General features: G+C 69.2%; 14 protein-coding genes. 8 read left to right on the forward strand and 6 right to left on the reverse strand.

Annotated elements, in window-relative coordinates:
• The first annotated feature begins 34 nt into the window (after positions 1–34).
• Positions 35–850 carry an enoyl-CoA hydratase/isomerase family protein gene (locus I6A60_RS19345; RefSeq protein WP_203014210.1) on the forward strand — a complete coding sequence of 272 codons (816 nt, stop codon included), beginning with the start codon at positions 35–37 and terminating at the stop codon, positions 848–850.
• Between the two features lie 68 nt (positions 851–918).
• Here I6A60_RS19345 and I6A60_RS19350 read toward each other — a convergent pair whose 3' ends face one another.
• The gene (locus I6A60_RS19350; RefSeq protein ID WP_203014213.1) at positions 919–2,163 is read right to left on the reverse strand and encodes an ABC transporter substrate-binding protein; all 1,245 of its coding nucleotides are present in this window, start codon (positions 2,161–2,163) and stop codon (positions 919–921) included.
• A 452-nt stretch (positions 2,164–2,615) separates the two neighbouring features.
• Between I6A60_RS19350 and I6A60_RS19355 the strand changes: the two genes are divergently transcribed.
• The 4 genes from I6A60_RS19355 (at position 2,616) to I6A60_RS19370 (ending at position 6,469) form a co-directional block, all read left to right on the forward strand.
• Entirely contained in the window at positions 2,616–4,070 is a 1,455-nt protein-coding gene (locus tag I6A60_RS19355; protein ID WP_203014215.1) for an aldehyde dehydrogenase, read from the forward strand.
• 50 nt (positions 4,071–4,120) lie between these two features.
• A complete protein-coding gene (locus I6A60_RS19360) occupies positions 4,121–4,432 on the forward strand; it encodes a hypothetical protein (RefSeq protein WP_203014218.1) in 312 nt (103 codons plus the stop codon).
• 170 nt (positions 4,433–4,602) lie between these two features.
• The gene (locus tag I6A60_RS19365; protein ID WP_203014221.1) at positions 4,603–5,298 is read left to right on the forward strand and encodes a Zn-ribbon domain-containing OB-fold protein; all 696 of its coding nucleotides are present in this window, start codon (positions 4,603–4,605) and stop codon (positions 5,296–5,298) included.
• The gene (locus tag I6A60_RS19370; protein ID WP_203014224.1) at positions 5,288–6,469 is read left to right on the forward strand and encodes a transporter; all 1,182 of its coding nucleotides are present in this window, start codon (positions 5,288–5,290) and stop codon (positions 6,467–6,469) included. Before I6A60_RS19365 ends, I6A60_RS19370 begins: the two co-directional genes overlap by 11 nt.
• Before the next feature lie 126 nt (positions 6,470–6,595).
• Here the strand turns inward: I6A60_RS19370 and I6A60_RS19375 are convergent, their stop codons facing one another.
• The 5 genes from I6A60_RS19375 to I6A60_RS19395 all read right to left on the reverse strand — a co-directional run bounded on the left by I6A60_RS19375 (position 6,596) and on the right by I6A60_RS19395 (position 11,613).
• The gene (locus I6A60_RS19375) at positions 6,596–7,249 is read right to left on the reverse strand and encodes a TetR family transcriptional regulator (protein ID WP_203014227.1); all 654 of its coding nucleotides are present in this window, start codon (positions 7,247–7,249) and stop codon (positions 6,596–6,598) included.
• A 125-nt stretch (positions 7,250–7,374) separates the two neighbouring features.
• The gene (locus tag I6A60_RS19380) at positions 7,375–7,998 is read right to left on the reverse strand and encodes a nitroreductase family protein (RefSeq protein WP_203014230.1); all 624 of its coding nucleotides are present in this window, start codon (positions 7,996–7,998) and stop codon (positions 7,375–7,377) included.
• Between the two features lie 71 nt (positions 7,999–8,069).
• The gene (locus I6A60_RS43615; protein ID WP_307873756.1) at positions 8,070–9,248 is read right to left on the reverse strand and encodes an acyl-CoA dehydrogenase family protein; all 1,179 of its coding nucleotides are present in this window, start codon (positions 9,246–9,248) and stop codon (positions 8,070–8,072) included.
• A gap of 1 nt (position 9,249) precedes the next feature.
• Positions 9,250–10,296: an acyl-CoA dehydrogenase family protein gene (locus I6A60_RS19390; RefSeq protein WP_203014233.1), complete on the reverse strand. Its 1,047-nt coding sequence runs from the start codon at positions 10,294–10,296 to the stop codon at positions 9,250–9,252.
• A 120-nt stretch (positions 10,297–10,416) separates the two neighbouring features.
• Positions 10,417–11,613, reverse strand: coding sequence for a cytochrome P450 (locus I6A60_RS19395; RefSeq protein ID WP_203014236.1), 1,197 nt, complete (start codon positions 11,611–11,613; stop codon positions 10,417–10,419).
• A 411-nt stretch (positions 11,614–12,024) separates the two neighbouring features.
• Here I6A60_RS19395 and I6A60_RS19400 point away from each other — a divergent pair, with 411 nt between their 5' ends.
• From I6A60_RS19400 to I6A60_RS19410, 3 genes are all read left to right on the forward strand, one after another.
• The gene (locus tag I6A60_RS19400; RefSeq protein ID WP_203014238.1) at positions 12,025–12,864 is read left to right on the forward strand and encodes an SDR family oxidoreductase; all 840 of its coding nucleotides are present in this window, start codon (positions 12,025–12,027) and stop codon (positions 12,862–12,864) included.
• Positions 12,865–13,122: 258 nt separating this feature from the next.
• On the forward strand, positions 13,123–13,746 hold the full coding sequence (locus I6A60_RS19405) for a TetR/AcrR family transcriptional regulator (RefSeq protein ID WP_203014241.1): 624 nt from the start codon (positions 13,123–13,125) through the stop codon (positions 13,744–13,746).
• A 61-nt stretch (positions 13,747–13,807) separates the two neighbouring features.
• Positions 13,808–14,242 carry a hypothetical protein gene (locus tag I6A60_RS19410; RefSeq protein ID WP_203014244.1) on the forward strand — a complete coding sequence of 145 codons (435 nt, stop codon included), beginning with the start codon at positions 13,808–13,810 and terminating at the stop codon, positions 14,240–14,242.
• Positions 14,243–14,263 lie beyond the last annotated feature (21 nt).

The following is a 14,263-nucleotide window of genomic DNA, read 5'->3' on the forward strand; positions in this document are numbered from 1 at the left end:
GTCACGGGATCGGCGGGCGGAAGGAACCAGGGCGATGGCTGACACCGTGATCGAGATCGAGGAACCGCGGCCCGGCATCAGGCTGATCCGGCTCAACCGTCCTGAGGTGCTCAACGCCATCACCGCGGAGCTGATCCAGCGGCTTCGGGACGTGCTGCGCGGGATTCAGGACGACGCCCGGGTGCGCGCGGTGGTGCTCACGGGCGCCGGCCGGGCCTTCTGCGCGGGCCTGGACCTGAACGGCTATGGCGACCTGCCCGGCTCGCCGGAGCACGGTGAAGGCGGGCCCCAGTCCGGGCTGCGGGGACAGCGGCATGTGTCCGAGCTGGTCGAGGACTTCCGCCGGGTGCGGGCTCCGATCATCGCCGCCGTCAACGGCCCGGCGGCCGGGGCCGGGCTGTCGATCTCGCTGCTGTGTGACCTCAGGCTGGCCGCGCGGTCGGCGTCCTTCCACGCGTCCTTCATCCGGCGCGGCCTGTCCGGGTGCGACATCGGCGTGAGCTGGCTGCTGCCCCGCGCCATCGGGTTCGCCCGAGCCGCCGACCTCCTGCTGACCGGCGGATCGCTGGACGCCGCGCAGGCCGAGCGGATCGGGCTGGTCAGCGCTGTCGTCCCGGACGAGGAGCTCCTCGACGCGGCGCTGGAGCGGGCCAGCGCGATCGTGGAGCTCAGCCCGTTCGGGGTCTGGCAGACCAAGGAGCTGCTGTGGGCGAACCAGGAGGTCGGTGGTCTGCGGGCCGCGGTGGCGCTGGAGGACCGGACCCAGGCCCTCGCCGGGATGACCGAGGACCACCGGGAGGCGGTGGGGGCGTTCCTGGAGAAACGGCCCGCGACCTACCGCGACCGGTGAGAGCCCGCTCCCGGCCGGCGAGCTGGCTCGGCCTGCGGCCGCCGTCGACGCGAGCGCCCGAGACCGCGCTAGGTGAGGGGGTTCCCGCAGCGGGCGACGGGCTGCAGCGGGATGAACCGGCTGCCGTCGTCGCTGACGCGCACGAAGTCCCAGCAGCTGCTGAGCTGGCCACGGTTGACGGCGAAGTCGACCGAATGCGGAAGAAGTCCGCCTCCGTCGTAGTCACGAACCGCGCGCAGACCACGGATGAAGGACTCGCGGGTGGGGCATGGACCGGCGGCCTGCAGGCCGCGCAGGAACATGTCCGCGGACAGCCAGCCGAACGCGGCGCTCTCCTGCGCCGGGGGCTGGACCTGGGGCGCGTAGGTCTCCATCGCGGAGACCAGCTGGCTGTGCGCGGCGGTGTTCAGCTCGAACGGCACGAAGTCGAGGTACATGACCGTGTGCGCGAGGGCCGGGCCGATCAACGTGAGAAGCGTCGGGTCGTAGCCCAACGGGGCCAGTACGACCTTGAGGTTGACCCCCGCCGCGCGTGCGGCCGGCAGAATCCGCGCGAGCGCGTCCGGGAAGACGGAGCCCGTGAGCGTGTCGATGTGCGCGGCCTTCATGCGCTGGGCCAGGGAATCGAAGTTCGTCATTCCAGCCGTGACGTCGAAGGTCTGGTCAATGTGAACGCCGGCCGACTCGAGGCTTTCCGAGAGCTGGCGGTGGAAGTTCTGGGTGGCGTCCCCCGCGGCCGAGTTGATGAGCACGGCGCGCGTACCGCCCTGGCTGCGGATGAAGTCCCCCCAGACGCTGTTGGAACCAGTCCTGGTGGTGTAGTAGCTCCACGCGAACATATTGGCGTGCTCGGTCCAGGCGATCTCCCCGCCGACCCCGACGACCGGAATATCCTCGCCGTCCAGATACTGCGCGGAGCCGGCGGCCACGGTGGTTCCCTCGATGAGGCCGAGAACTCCGTCCGCCTGAACCAGGTTCTGCGCCCCGACGAGGTTCTGCGCCGGGTCGGAGGAGTCGTCGCGCCAGCTGTACACGATTGTGCGGCCGTCGATCCCGCCGGCGGCGTTGGCGATTCCAAGGCGGGCGTCCACCCCGCCGCGGTACGCCCCGAAAGCGGACTGGCCGGCCCCGCTGTCGCTGAACAGAAGCCCGGCCTTTACCTCTGTCCTGGTTACCCCTGGCGCCGTGCACGACGACGCGGCCGAGCGCGCACCGGCGCCTCCTGGGCCGTCGCAGGCACTCAGCACGGCCAGGCTGCTGGCGGCGGCGACCAACGTGGCCGTTCGCGCCAACGATCGACTGCGTAAGAACATGAAAGGTCTCCTTTTGGCCACGTCAAAACCTGCTCCGGACGGGCTCGAAGCCGGTGCGTCGTCGTGTGTCAATTGGCGCTGGCCGTCCTTTGGCCGTCGCCGGTGATCGTGAGGCGGCGGCGACTGTACACCTCATCCCCGGAGGTCGGGCGGGGTGGCCGTCACTCGCGGCGAGCGGTCCGACGGGCTGGTCTCAGCTCCGCTCCTGACATGTGCGCGCCCTCGACGTGACGCTGGACACGTCAAGCCTAATAGTTGTAGGGTATCGCTCGTCGACGATAGTCCGGTGGGTGGACGGTGACCGCGAGGTAGGCGTGAAGGCCGCCCGCTACTCGCGTTCCCCGGCGGGTCCCCGGCGGGCTGGACGGTGTGCCCGTGGAGGGCTCGAAGCGGGCACACAATACGGCGCCGTCAGCACACGCCTCGCACGCTTCTTTGGAGAGGGACGAAAAGTGATCACCCGTGATCGGCTGCTGATCGATGGTGAGTGGCGCACGTCGAAATCGTCGAGTCGTATTCCGGTGACGTCGCCGTCGACGGGCCAGGTGATCGGCGAGGCACCCGACGCCACCGTGAATGAGATCAACGCCGCGGCGATGGCGGCCCGGCGCTCGTTCGACGAGGGGACCTGGCGGACGAGGTCGGTCGAGGAACGCGCCGAGGTGCTCGACGCGGCGATGACTCTTCTGGAGTCGAATCTCGACGAGATCGGCCGACTGGTGACGTCGGAGATGGGCCTGCCGACCTCGATCGCGCGAGTGCAGATTCCTGGCGCTCTCGCCACGGGCAGGTACTTCCTCGACGTCGCGAAGAAGGACCCGCGGAGCGAGGTGCGGAATACGGTGTATGGCCCGGCGGCCGTGGTGAAGGAACCGGTCGGTGTCGTCGCGTCGATCGCGCCGTGGAACGGCCCGTTCAACATGGCGATCTCGAAGATCGTTCCTGCTCTGCTGGCCGGCTGCAGCGTGGTCTACAAACCGGCCGAGGAGACGCCGCTGGACGGGTTCTTCATCGCGGAGGCGCTGGTCGAGGCCGGAGTTCCGGCCGGGGTGTTCAACTACCTCACGGGCGACCGCGACACGGGCCGGGCCCTCGTCGCGCACCAGGAGGTCGACAAGGTCAGTTTCACCGGCTCCACGATGGCGGGCCGGGAGATCGCGACGGAGTGCGGCGCGAGCTTCAAGCGGCTGACGCTGGAGCTGGGGGGAAAGTCCGCGGCGATCGTGCTCGACGACGCGGACATTGCGACGACGATGGTCGGGCTGGCGATCGGGTCCTTCTTCAACACCGGGCAGGTGTGCGCGTCCTACAGCCGGGTGCTCGTCCCTCGCAGCCGCCTCGACGAGATCGTCGGCGCGCTCGTCGCGACGGCCGAGTCCTTCGTCGTCGGAAACCCGTTCGACCCGTCCACCACGATGGGGCCGCTGGTGTCCCGACGCCACCAGCACCGTGTGCTGTCCTACATCGAGAACGGGAGGTCCGCGGGAGCCACCGTGGCGACCGGCGGCGGGGTACCCGCGGGCCTGGAGCACGGCTGCTACGTCCAGCCGACGGTCTTCACGAACGCGGACAACGCGATGCGCATCGCCCGCGAGGAGATCTTCGGGCCGGTCGTCGTGGTGCTTCCCTACGACACGGTCGACGAGGCGGTGGCCATCGCCAACGACTCGGACTACGGCCTGCACGGGGCGGTGTTCACCACCGACCCCCAGCGGGCCGCGGACGTGGCACGCCGGGTCCGGACCGGGACCTTCAGCGTCAACTCCTTCACCTACAACACAGAGGCACCGTTCGGCGGGGTGAAGTGCTCGGGCGTCGGGCGCGATACCGGCCCCGAGGCGTTGCAGGCCTACTACGAGCTCAAGACGATCAACCTCACGCAGGACATGGAGCACCTCTTCGCGTGACCGCGTTACCTAAAGGTCACAGCCGACCCGACGCGAGGAGGTCAGGACCGATGCCGACGCATCCCACGGAATTCGAGGCGCTCTACCGACGGCATGTCGAGCTCGTCCTCGCGGGTGACCTCGAGGCCGTCCTCGCCGACATGGTCAACCTGCCGCGGATCTTCGAAGGCGTCACGGTTCCCCGCAAGGTGGACGCGTATACGATCATGGAAATCGGGTCCGAGGGTGAGACGTGCGTGGGGGAAACGGTCTACGACACCCCCACGGGGCGGATCGGACTGCGGTCGATCTGGGAGCTGCGTGACGGGGCCTGGAAGGCCGCCGCGCTGGAGAACTTCCCACCGCCGGCCACTGGCCGATGACCTCATCACCCGGCCCGGAAGCCGGTCCCCGATACCTGTCGACGGTAGGTGGGCCGACCCTGCGGGGCGGCGCCGAGGTGACGAGTAGAGCGACGGCAGCCGACCTAGACGAGGTGAGACAGCGGGCGCGGCGACACGCACGCGCACTGCTGGCCGCTGACCGTGGCGCCGTGCTGGCCGATCTGTTGCCGGACCGCTGGCAGCAGATCCTCGGTTCGCTCGACCTGCCCGCCCCGCTGGTCCAGGCGGAGGTCACGGAGGTCCGCGCCGGCGCGGGGGCCTTCGTCGAGACACGGCTGCGCTGCGTCGGCGGGGGCGCGGACACTCGCGAGGTACGCCTTCGCTGGGTCGCGTACGAGGGCTCCTGGCGGGTCCGCGAGGCCCGCAACGTGCCGGCGCGGCTGCCGGAGCCGGTCTTCCTCGCCGAGGAGTACCCCCGTGTCGAGGCGGAGCACTGGGAGGCCATGAACCGCGGCGAGCTGCGGGTCCAGCGTTGCGTCACCTGCCAGACCTGGATCTGGGGTCCCCGCCACCTGTGCCCGAGCTGCCGTGGCTTCGAGCTGGTGTTCCAGCCCGTCGCCGCCGAGGGCTTCGTGTACTCCTGGACCCGGACGGTGCAGCCCTTCGAGGCGTCGATGGTCGGTCGGGTGCCGTTCGTGGTCGCCCTCGTCGAACTGCCGCACGCCGGCGACGTCCGCGTGGCCGCCCTGCTGGAACCGACCCCTGGCGAGGCCGACCCGGCGATCGGACAGGCCGTCGACGGGGTGTTCGTCTCCTACGGCGACCAAGACCGCAGGATCCTTCGGTGGCGGCTGCGCGACCGGGCCGACGAGGCGCGGACGGAGGGAGACGACCGTGCCCACTGAACGCGAGCGTGGGTTCCGCGGCGCCGCCGCGGTCGTCGGCGTCGGCGAGACGGAGTTCTACCGGCGCGGCACCAGCCCGTATTCGGGCATGCAGCTGGCCGCGATGGCCGTCATGCGGGCCTGCGAGGACGCCGGCGTGTCCCCAACGGCGGTGGACGGGTTCTCGTCCTACGCCCATGACTCGAACGAGGGGCTGCGCCTCGGCGCGAACCTCGGCGTCGAGGAGATCCGGTTCTCGCAGCTGGTGTTCGGCGGGGGAGGCGGCGGGGTCGCGGCCGCCGTCAACGCGGCCGCCGCGGCGGTGGCCAGCGGCCAGGCGGAGTGCGTCGCGGTCTACCGCTCGCTCACCCAGGCCGACGACGGCCGGGGCTCCTACGTGCAGCACCACCTCGGCCCGCTGTACACGGCGCACGGGCTGTTCACCGCCGCGCAGATCTGCGCGCTGCGAACCCAGCGGATGCTCGAGGTCGACGGTGTTCCGGCCGAGGCGATGGCGGCCGTCGCGCTGGCCGGCTACCACCACGCGCAGCGCAACCCCAGAGCGATCGCGCACGGCCAGCCGCTCACGGCCGGGACGTACTCCGACTCCCGCTGGGTGTCCTCGCCGCTGCGGCTGTTCGACTGCTCGCGGGAGAACGATGGCGCCGCCGCGCTGCTCGTCGTCCCGGCCGAGCACGTCGAGCGCTACCGCGGCCGGCCCGCCTACATCCTCGCCGGGGTTCAGGGCAGCGGCCGGGGCTGGTCGGAGTCGCTGGAGAACGAGACCGCCTACACCAGCGCCGGTTTTCATCCCGCGATGGTCGAGCGGCTCTGGGCCGCCGCGGGCATCGGCCCCGACGACGTCGAGGTCGTCCAGCTCTACGAGAACTTCACCGGTCCCGCGGTCGCCTCGATGATCGACTTTGGCCTGTGTGAGCCCGGTCCGGCCGCCGTGAAGGCGCTCCATCTCGACAACCTGATCGTCGACGGCGGCGGGCTGCCGATCAACACAGCCGGCGGAAACCTCGCTGAGGGGTTCGTCCACGGCATCAACCTCGCCCTGGAGGCGGTCCGGCAGCTGCGCGGCGGTTCGCCGAACCCGGTCACCGGGGCCGGTGTCTCGCTGCTGGTCGGCGGCCCGGCGGCACCACTGGTCAGCGCGACCGTCTTCGGTGCCACGCCCGGCACCTGACCGGGGAGCGCCGAGGTGGCACCCGGCCCGGAACCGATATCCCGGCCCGGTGACGGGAGGCTGACCGTTCCCTCGGGCCGTTCCCTCGGGCCGTTCCCGCGGGCCAATCCCTCGGGAATGGGTCCGTCAGCCCCCGACCGGTCCGCCTGCCGGCAACGGCCGCCGGTTCTCGTCGACGATCCCACGCAGGAACGCCCGGATAGCCTCGGCCCACAGCTCCTCAGGGCTGTGCTCGTTCGCGATGACCGCTCGGTAGAGGACGGGCTCCTGGTCTGGATGCACGTGCGGGAACACCTCGCCACGGTCGGACGGAGGCTTGATCGCCTCGGTGAGCGCCGCGCCCAGGGTGAGCTTGTCCATCCCATCCATGATCAGTACCTGGAGGTGCAGGGGGATCCCGATCTCGGTCAGGAACGCGGCGTAGGCGTCATAGACCTCGGTGAACACGTCGCGGGGCAGGAACTGGAGCAGGACAGGAGCCGCATTGGCGTGCCGCAGCACCGTCCGGCGGAAGTTCAGGCTCTGCTCGACGAAGAACTCCATCCAGGTCGCGGCCGAGCGTTCTCTCGGTCGCGGCGTCTCCAGCACGATCGACCGCGCGACCGCTCGCAGGATCGCCGCCTTGTCCTGGAAGTGGTGGTACAGCGACGGCGCGCGCACGTTCATCTCGCGCGCCAGCCGCGGCAGGCTGAAGGCGTCCAGCCCCTCCGCATCGATGATCCTCAGTGCCGTGACCACGACGGAGTCGTAGTCGAGCAGGGGTTGGGGCGGACGAGGCATGTGCCAATCCTTCACGGCCATCGGCGCGGGCCGCACCGCGGGACTTCCCGGTACGGACGCCGCGGACCGGCAGCCTCCGATCCCCGAGATGGGTCAGTACGGCTGGAGGAACCTGAGACCGTCGATCACCAGTGGTCGTGGTGCACGACCTCGTCCAGAGGCCTGCGGGTCAGCGGTCCGAAGGGGCCGGCTGGCCAGCCGATCGGCATCGTGACTCCCAGAAAGCGGCCGTCAGGGATCCCAAGCACTGCGCGCACCTCCGGCTCGACTCGCTCGTGGAGGGTCGTAAAGGCCGCGCCAAGGCCGACGGCTCGTGCCGCCACGAGGAGGTTCTGCGCGGCGGCGTACACGGCCGAGTACATAGGGTCCATGCGATCGGAGCCCGCGCGGGCGAGACGGGTTCCGCAGATGAAGACCATGACCGGGACCTCGCCGAAGTGCTCGATGAGGTGCAGGCCTCCCGTGTAGGTCCTGCGGGTGGTCGGGTCGAGTTCGGGCGAGACAGTACTCGGCCCGCCTGATGTCAGAGTCGCGATGAGACTGCCGAGCCGGGCCCGTATTTCGGCGTCCTGAACGACGATGAAGTCCCAGGGCTGGAGGTTGTTCGGGTTCGTCGCGCGGGTGGCCGCCCACAGGACCTTCTCCAGCAGGGGCCACGGGACAGGATCGGGCCTGAACCACCGCATGGCGCGAGCGCTTCCCATCACGTCGAGCACGCCCGTGTCGGCCGTCGTATCCGCGAATACCATGCTTGCCTCACCTCGATTGCCGTTGGGAGTGGAGGGAACGGACAGGTCTGCGCACGTTCCGGCGAGGCCGGCTATTGCCGGGGACGGGTGCGGGGCAGGCCGAGGCGCCTCTCGGCGATGATCTCTCGCAGGATCTCGCTCGATCCGCCGCGGATGGTCTCCACCACCGCCGACCGGAAGCCGGCCTCGAACAGCCCGGCGTCGGGAGCGCCAACCGCGCCGGGGGCGAGTATCCCGTCGGCGCCGAGGATGTCGAGAGCGTCGCTGTGGTGACGCTGAGCGGCCTCGGTCCGGAACAGTTTCGCCATGGCGCCTTCCACCGCCGGGGCTTCGCCGCGTTCTGAGGTCGCGCGGACCTGCAGGGCCAGGAGGCGCGCGACCTCCTCGTCGACGGCCATCCGACCGATCCGTTCGGCGACCAGCGGATCGTCCAGCGGGGTGGTGCCGTCCGTGTCCCGCGGGCCGCGCGCCCAGCGAGCCAGGTCAGAGGACACCCGCGTCTCCACGAACTCGAGGTTGTCGGAGCCGCGTTCGTGGACGAGGGCGACCTTCATGACGCGCCAGCCGTCGTCGACGCCACCGATGAGGGCCGAGTCGGGAACCTGGACGTCCGAGTAGTAGGTGGCACACGTCTGCTGGCCGCCGAGCGTGTGAATCGGTCGCAGGTCGAAGCCGGGATCGTCGGTTCGGACCAGGAACAGGGACAGCCCTCGATGTTTCGGAACCGCGGAGTTGGTCCGGGCCAGCACGAAGACGTGGCTACAGCACTGGGCGGTGCTCGTGAACAGCTTCTGGCCGTTGATCACCCAGCCTGCCTCGTTCCGAACCGCCGTGGTCTTCGCGGCCGCCACGTCGGACCCGGATTCCGGCTCCGTGTAGCCGAGGGCGATCAGTACCTCGCCGCGTAGCGCGCCGCCGATGTACTCCCGCTTCTGGGATTCGGTGCCGACCTCGTCGATCGTGTTGATGACCATGAGCGTCGTCGACCAGCCGTCGGCCGCCAGACCGAAGCGGGAGATCTCCGAGTGCAGGGCTCGGGCGAACTGGGGCACGACCTCCGTGCCGCCGTGGGCCGCGGGCCAGCCCGCGCCGAGGATGCCGTCCCGCGCGAGCAGGCGATGGAGCTCCATGGTCTGGTGGACGCCCGTCTGGTACTGCTCGTCCACCCACGCGGGACGGACGTTCTCGACGACCCACTGCCGGGCGGCATCGCGGTGCGCGGCGAGTTCGTCGGTCACGGAGAAGTCCACGTCAGAAACCGTCCAGTTCGGTGAGCTGGCGAGCGAGGTCGGCGTACTGCGCGCGGGGATCGCCGGCCTGCGCGGGCCAGGCCTTGGCCCGGCGGAAGTACAGCTGGATGTCGTACTCGAGGGTGTAGCCGTAGCCTCCGTGGAAATGGAGACTCTCCGAAGCCGTCCTGAAGGCGGTTTCCGAGGCGAACAGGAACGCCATCGTCGCCAGCCGCTCGGCGTCGGGGCGGTTCGAGTCCGCTGCCCAGGACGCTTCGAAGGCCAGCAGCCGTGCCCCGTCAAGCGCGGTCGCGTTGTCGGCCAGCCGGTGCTGGATCGTCTGGAAACTGGCGATTGTGATCCCGAACGCGCGGCGCTGCTGGACGTAGTCGATCCCGATCTCCAGGGCCCTGCGCCCCAGCCCGACGAGGGCCGCGGCGGTCAGTGCCTTCCAGCGACTCACCGCCCGCCGGTGCAGCGCCACCGCCAGATCGCCGTCAGCGAGCACGGTGACCTCGCCGCCGCGCAGGTCGCAGTGGCCCAACGGTAGAGACCCGAGGTTCGGGATCGGCTGCCCAGGCCGGTCAGGTCCAAGATCCGACCGTCGTCTGGCGACGAGACGGTCCCCATCCAGCGCGATCACCAGGTTGGCGATCGCTCCGGCCGGTACGAGCCGGGCGAGGCCACCGGCTGCCGGGTGCAGCGCCACTGTTCCGAGCAGGTCGCCGGCCACGACCTCAGCGGCCAGCGCCGCGGCGGACGGATCGGTCGCGTCCAAGGTCATCAGCAGGTCGTTCACGACGGCTGCCTCGACGAGGGGAACGGCCGCCAGGTGCGCTCCGAAGCACTCGGCCGCGATGGCGACGTCGAGCTGGCCACCTCCGCCGCCGCCCCGGGCTTCCGGAACTCCGATCGTGGAGATGCCTAACTGGGTCACCTTCCGCCACAGGTTCGCGTCGAAGCCGAGCGGTTCCGACGCCCGCACGGACGTTGTCGTCGACTCCTTCTCCAGGAGTTGAACAAGGCTGTCGCGCAGTGCTGACTGATCGGCGGATGGGCTGAGGTCCACGGTTGCGACCGCCTAGCTAGTAGGGCTTCGTCAGGTGATTCCCAGGGAGAGCCGGCGCCTCCTGGAGGCTCGGCAAGCGCCGGCACAATGCCCACGCCTGCCCGCGGGGGCGCGGGGGCATCAGACGAGGAAGGCAGGTAGACGTTTCCAGCCACGGGTCGTCGACGTGCGGTCCATCGTGGCGTTCTCCGAATCAATCTCCCATTCACTCCAGCGCTTCAGGATCTCGTCGAGGGCAACGCGGCCCTCCAGCCGGGCGAGGGCGGCGCCGAGGCAGAAGTGGATGCCGTAGCCGAAGCTGAGGTGGCGGTCGATCCTGCGGTGGATGTCGAACTGGTCGGCGTTGGGGAAGTGCCGGTCGTCGCGGTTCGCGGAGGCGTTGAGCAGGGTCATGATGCTGCCGGCGGGGACGGTCTGGCCGTGGTGTTCGACGTCGCGGGCCACGTAGCGGGCCTGGATGGGTGAGGGTGCCTCGTAGCGGAGGATCTCCTCGATCGCGTTCGGGACCAGTGACCGGTCGGCGGCGAGTTCTCGGCGCTGGTCGGGGTGTTCGGCGAGCAGTTTGCCGGTCCAGCCGATCAGGCGGGTGGTCGTCTCGTTCCCGGCGCCGGAGAGCAGGGTGACGTAGGTGAGGACCTCCTCGCGGGTCAGCTTTCGGACGGTTCCGGTCTCGTCGGTGAACTCGGCGGCGAGCAGCTCGGTCATCAGGTCGTCGGACGGGTTGTTCGCGCGCCAGTCGATGTAGTCGACGAACATCGAACTGTCCACCGTCACGGCCTGGTAGAGGTCCGCGGACTCCTGCCCCCCGGTCAGGCTCCGGGCCTGCCGATCGCGGATCGCCTCCTGGTCGCTCTCCGGGATGCCGAGCAGGTATCCGATGGTGCGCATCGGCATCTGGGCGCCCAGGTCGGCGACGAAGTCGAACGTGCCAGACCCGACGAACGGGTCGAGGCAACGGGCGGTGAACTCCCGGACCTTGGGCTCGAGGGCGAGCATCTTCTTCGGCGTGAAGACGCGGGCGAGCAGTGCGCGGTGCAGGTCGTGCCGCGGCGGGTCCTCGAAGAGGATCATGCCGGACGGTATGTCGATGTTGGCCCGGATGACCTCGAGGATGGACCCTCGCCCGGAGCGGTAGGTCTGCCAGTCGGTGAGCGCGGCGGAGGCGTCCTCGTACCGGCTCAGCGCGTAGAACTTGTACAACTCGTTGTAGTAGAGCGGTTGTTCATCGCGCATCCGTCGCCAGACCGGGTACGGATCGGTGTCGATCTCGAAGTCGAACGGGTCGTAGTAGAGCTCGCTGCCACCGCTGACCGTCACGCTTGATGCCCTCTCAGTCGCGCCCTCGCCCGGGCGGTGGCCGCCGACCTGACGCCGTCGGAGGCTCGGCGTCGAACGCGGCGGGAACAGGCGTTCGCCGACGCCCAGTGGTTCCGCCACCCGTCCTGACCCCTCGCCGCCGTGACGGGCATCCGGACCATACCGCACCAACTTAACGATGTTAAATTATCCGCGTCGGGCGTGGACCGAACCCTGATCCCGTGTCGCAGGCTCGACCGCCGTGATCAGAGGAGGCCGGGGTGCGAGCGTCGGATCCAGCCCTCGTGCCGCTGGTGCGACGGCTGCGACCGGCCACCTGCCGGCGGGTGGCTCCCGCCTCCTGACAGCCACCCACGGCGTTCGGCCAGTCATTGCCCTGTTCGACTTTTTCAAGACAGTAAGGAGTATGAGATGAATGGAAGTACCGGCGCGACCCCTGGCACCGTCGTGATCACCGGAGGAGGTACGGGAATCGGCCAGGCGGCCGCTCAGAAGTTCGCCGCTCTCGGGTGGAGAGTCGTCGTGGGCGGGCGGCGGGAGGCCAAGCTGGCGGAGACTGCGGCAATCGTCGAAAAGGAGGGCGGCTCCTGTCTGACGCACCGGCTTGATGTGACGGATGGCGAGTCCGTTGAGCAGTTCTTCGACGCTGCCGAGGCCACGTTCGGTACAGTGGCCGCGGTTGTCAGTAATGCCGCCACGGCACGGTACGGCCCCCTTGAGGATTTCTCGCCGGACGAGATACACCGCGAGGTCGCGACAAAGCTGATCGGTGGGCTGTACGTGGCCGGCCGGGCGATCCGGGGGCTACGCGCGGCCGGCGTCGGCGGTGACATCCTCTTCATGACGTCGCTCGCCGGCGCGCAACCATGGCCGCTTCACCTTCCGTACGCCGCGGCGAGTGCTGGCCTGGAGCATGCCGCCAGGACGTTACGCATGGAGCTGGAAGGAACCGGCATCCGCGTCACCACCTTGCGCTGCGGCGAGACTATGGGCACAGATTTCAGCACCACCGAGCGCGAGAGCGGCCGTATCCAGTCGGCTAACGAGCTGTGGTTCCGACGAGGCCTGTTGCGCCACACCGGCCTGATGACGCCGGCAAGAGTGGCGGACGCGATCGTCGCCGCGATCACGCTGCCTGCCGACTACCAGTACGACAACCTGACGGTGATTCCGACCGCTCCGGTCGGCGACCTGCCCCACAGCCACGCGGAATGGGGTGCGGCGATGATGGAACGCTACCTCCCCTCATAACAGTTTCGACCAGGAACCGGCGCCGCTCGCGCGGGAGAGCGCCGACGCGATCGAGGTTCGGCCCGGAACGATGCCGTCGCGCGGGTTGCCCGGTCGTGCCGTGTGTCGCAGGTGAAGGTCACGTGTCGCGGCGAGTGCGTACAACATGCCCGATACTGTCCTCGTGCGGAGTGTGGCGGCCTTCGGTCCCGGGGTGCGACGGGCGCCAGCGTCGCGCCAAATGACGGCGCAGGGTCCGGAGCCGGAGGACATTGACGTATGGGACGCCCCACCGCGCCGCTGGTCGATCGCGATGACGCGATCGCCAAGGCCCTCGACATCATCGATCGTGATGGGCTCAAGGCGCTGAGCCTGCGCAGACTCGGCAGCGACCTTGGTGTCAGCGCGGCCGCGCTCTACCATCATTTCGCGGACAAGCAGGAAATTCTGCGCGGAGTAGTCGATCTCGTCTTCGCGACCGAGATAGTCACACCAGTCGAAAGTGAATCCTGGGAGGAGCACGTACTGCATTCGATTGCCCGCTACCGTGCCGCCCTGGTTGCCCACCCCAACGCGGCGCCATTGATGACGCTCGGTGGGCCGGCCGCACCGCCGCTCGACAACTTGCCCCGTGAGTTCATCGTGAGAAAGATGCTGAAGGAGGGTGTGCCGGAACGCTACTGTTACCCGATCATCGAGAGTGCCGCGATGCTGGCGTTCGGCTCCGCGATGATGAATCCAAAGCAACTGTCTCCCGCCGAGAGGTTCCAGTTGGACGAGACGACAAAGGTGGCCGGTTTGCGACGGGTCATCGACGGAACGTATGCAACCGCGACCGAGCTTTTCTCGCTTGAACTGAGAGCACTGATCCGAGGCTGGCGGGCGATTATCGAGGAGGACTGAGTGCGCGTCCACTGGTCGGCGACCGGAAGGTTCCCGTCGGGTTTATCGGAGGTCTTCGGCAATGCGTAGGTTTGTCACCGGCGTCGATGTCGAAGGCCGGTCGTGTCTGGTTGAGGAAGCGGCGCTCGATCTCGTCGCGGACCCTGGTTTCCCTGGCTTCCTGTCGGCGGTCGTCGCGGCCACCAGCGCGGCTCCGCCGCCGGCCCGCCCAGCCGGTCAGGCGTTCAACGCCTCGGTCCTCGGCGTCGCGCCCGGCCTTGTGTCCTGGCTGATCGTCGACTATGAGGCGAACATCGCCTTCCCGATGCACCACACCGACACGCTGGATTACGACCTGCTGCTCGACGGTTCCATGGTGCTCGGCCTCGAGGATGGCGACCACGCACTCGAGGCGGGTGACATCGTCATCGTGAACGGCGTCGATCACTCCTGGAGGGCCGGTCCGGAGGGCGCGCGACTCAGCGTCCTGTCGATCGGGACCCCGCCCCCAGGGTAAGCCACCTTAGGACGCTCGGTC

It is taken from the genome of Frankia sp. AgB1.9 (genome assembly GCF_016786355.1).
Classification (GTDB): domain Bacteria; phylum Actinomycetota; class Actinomycetes; order Frankiales; family Frankiaceae; genus Pseudofrankia.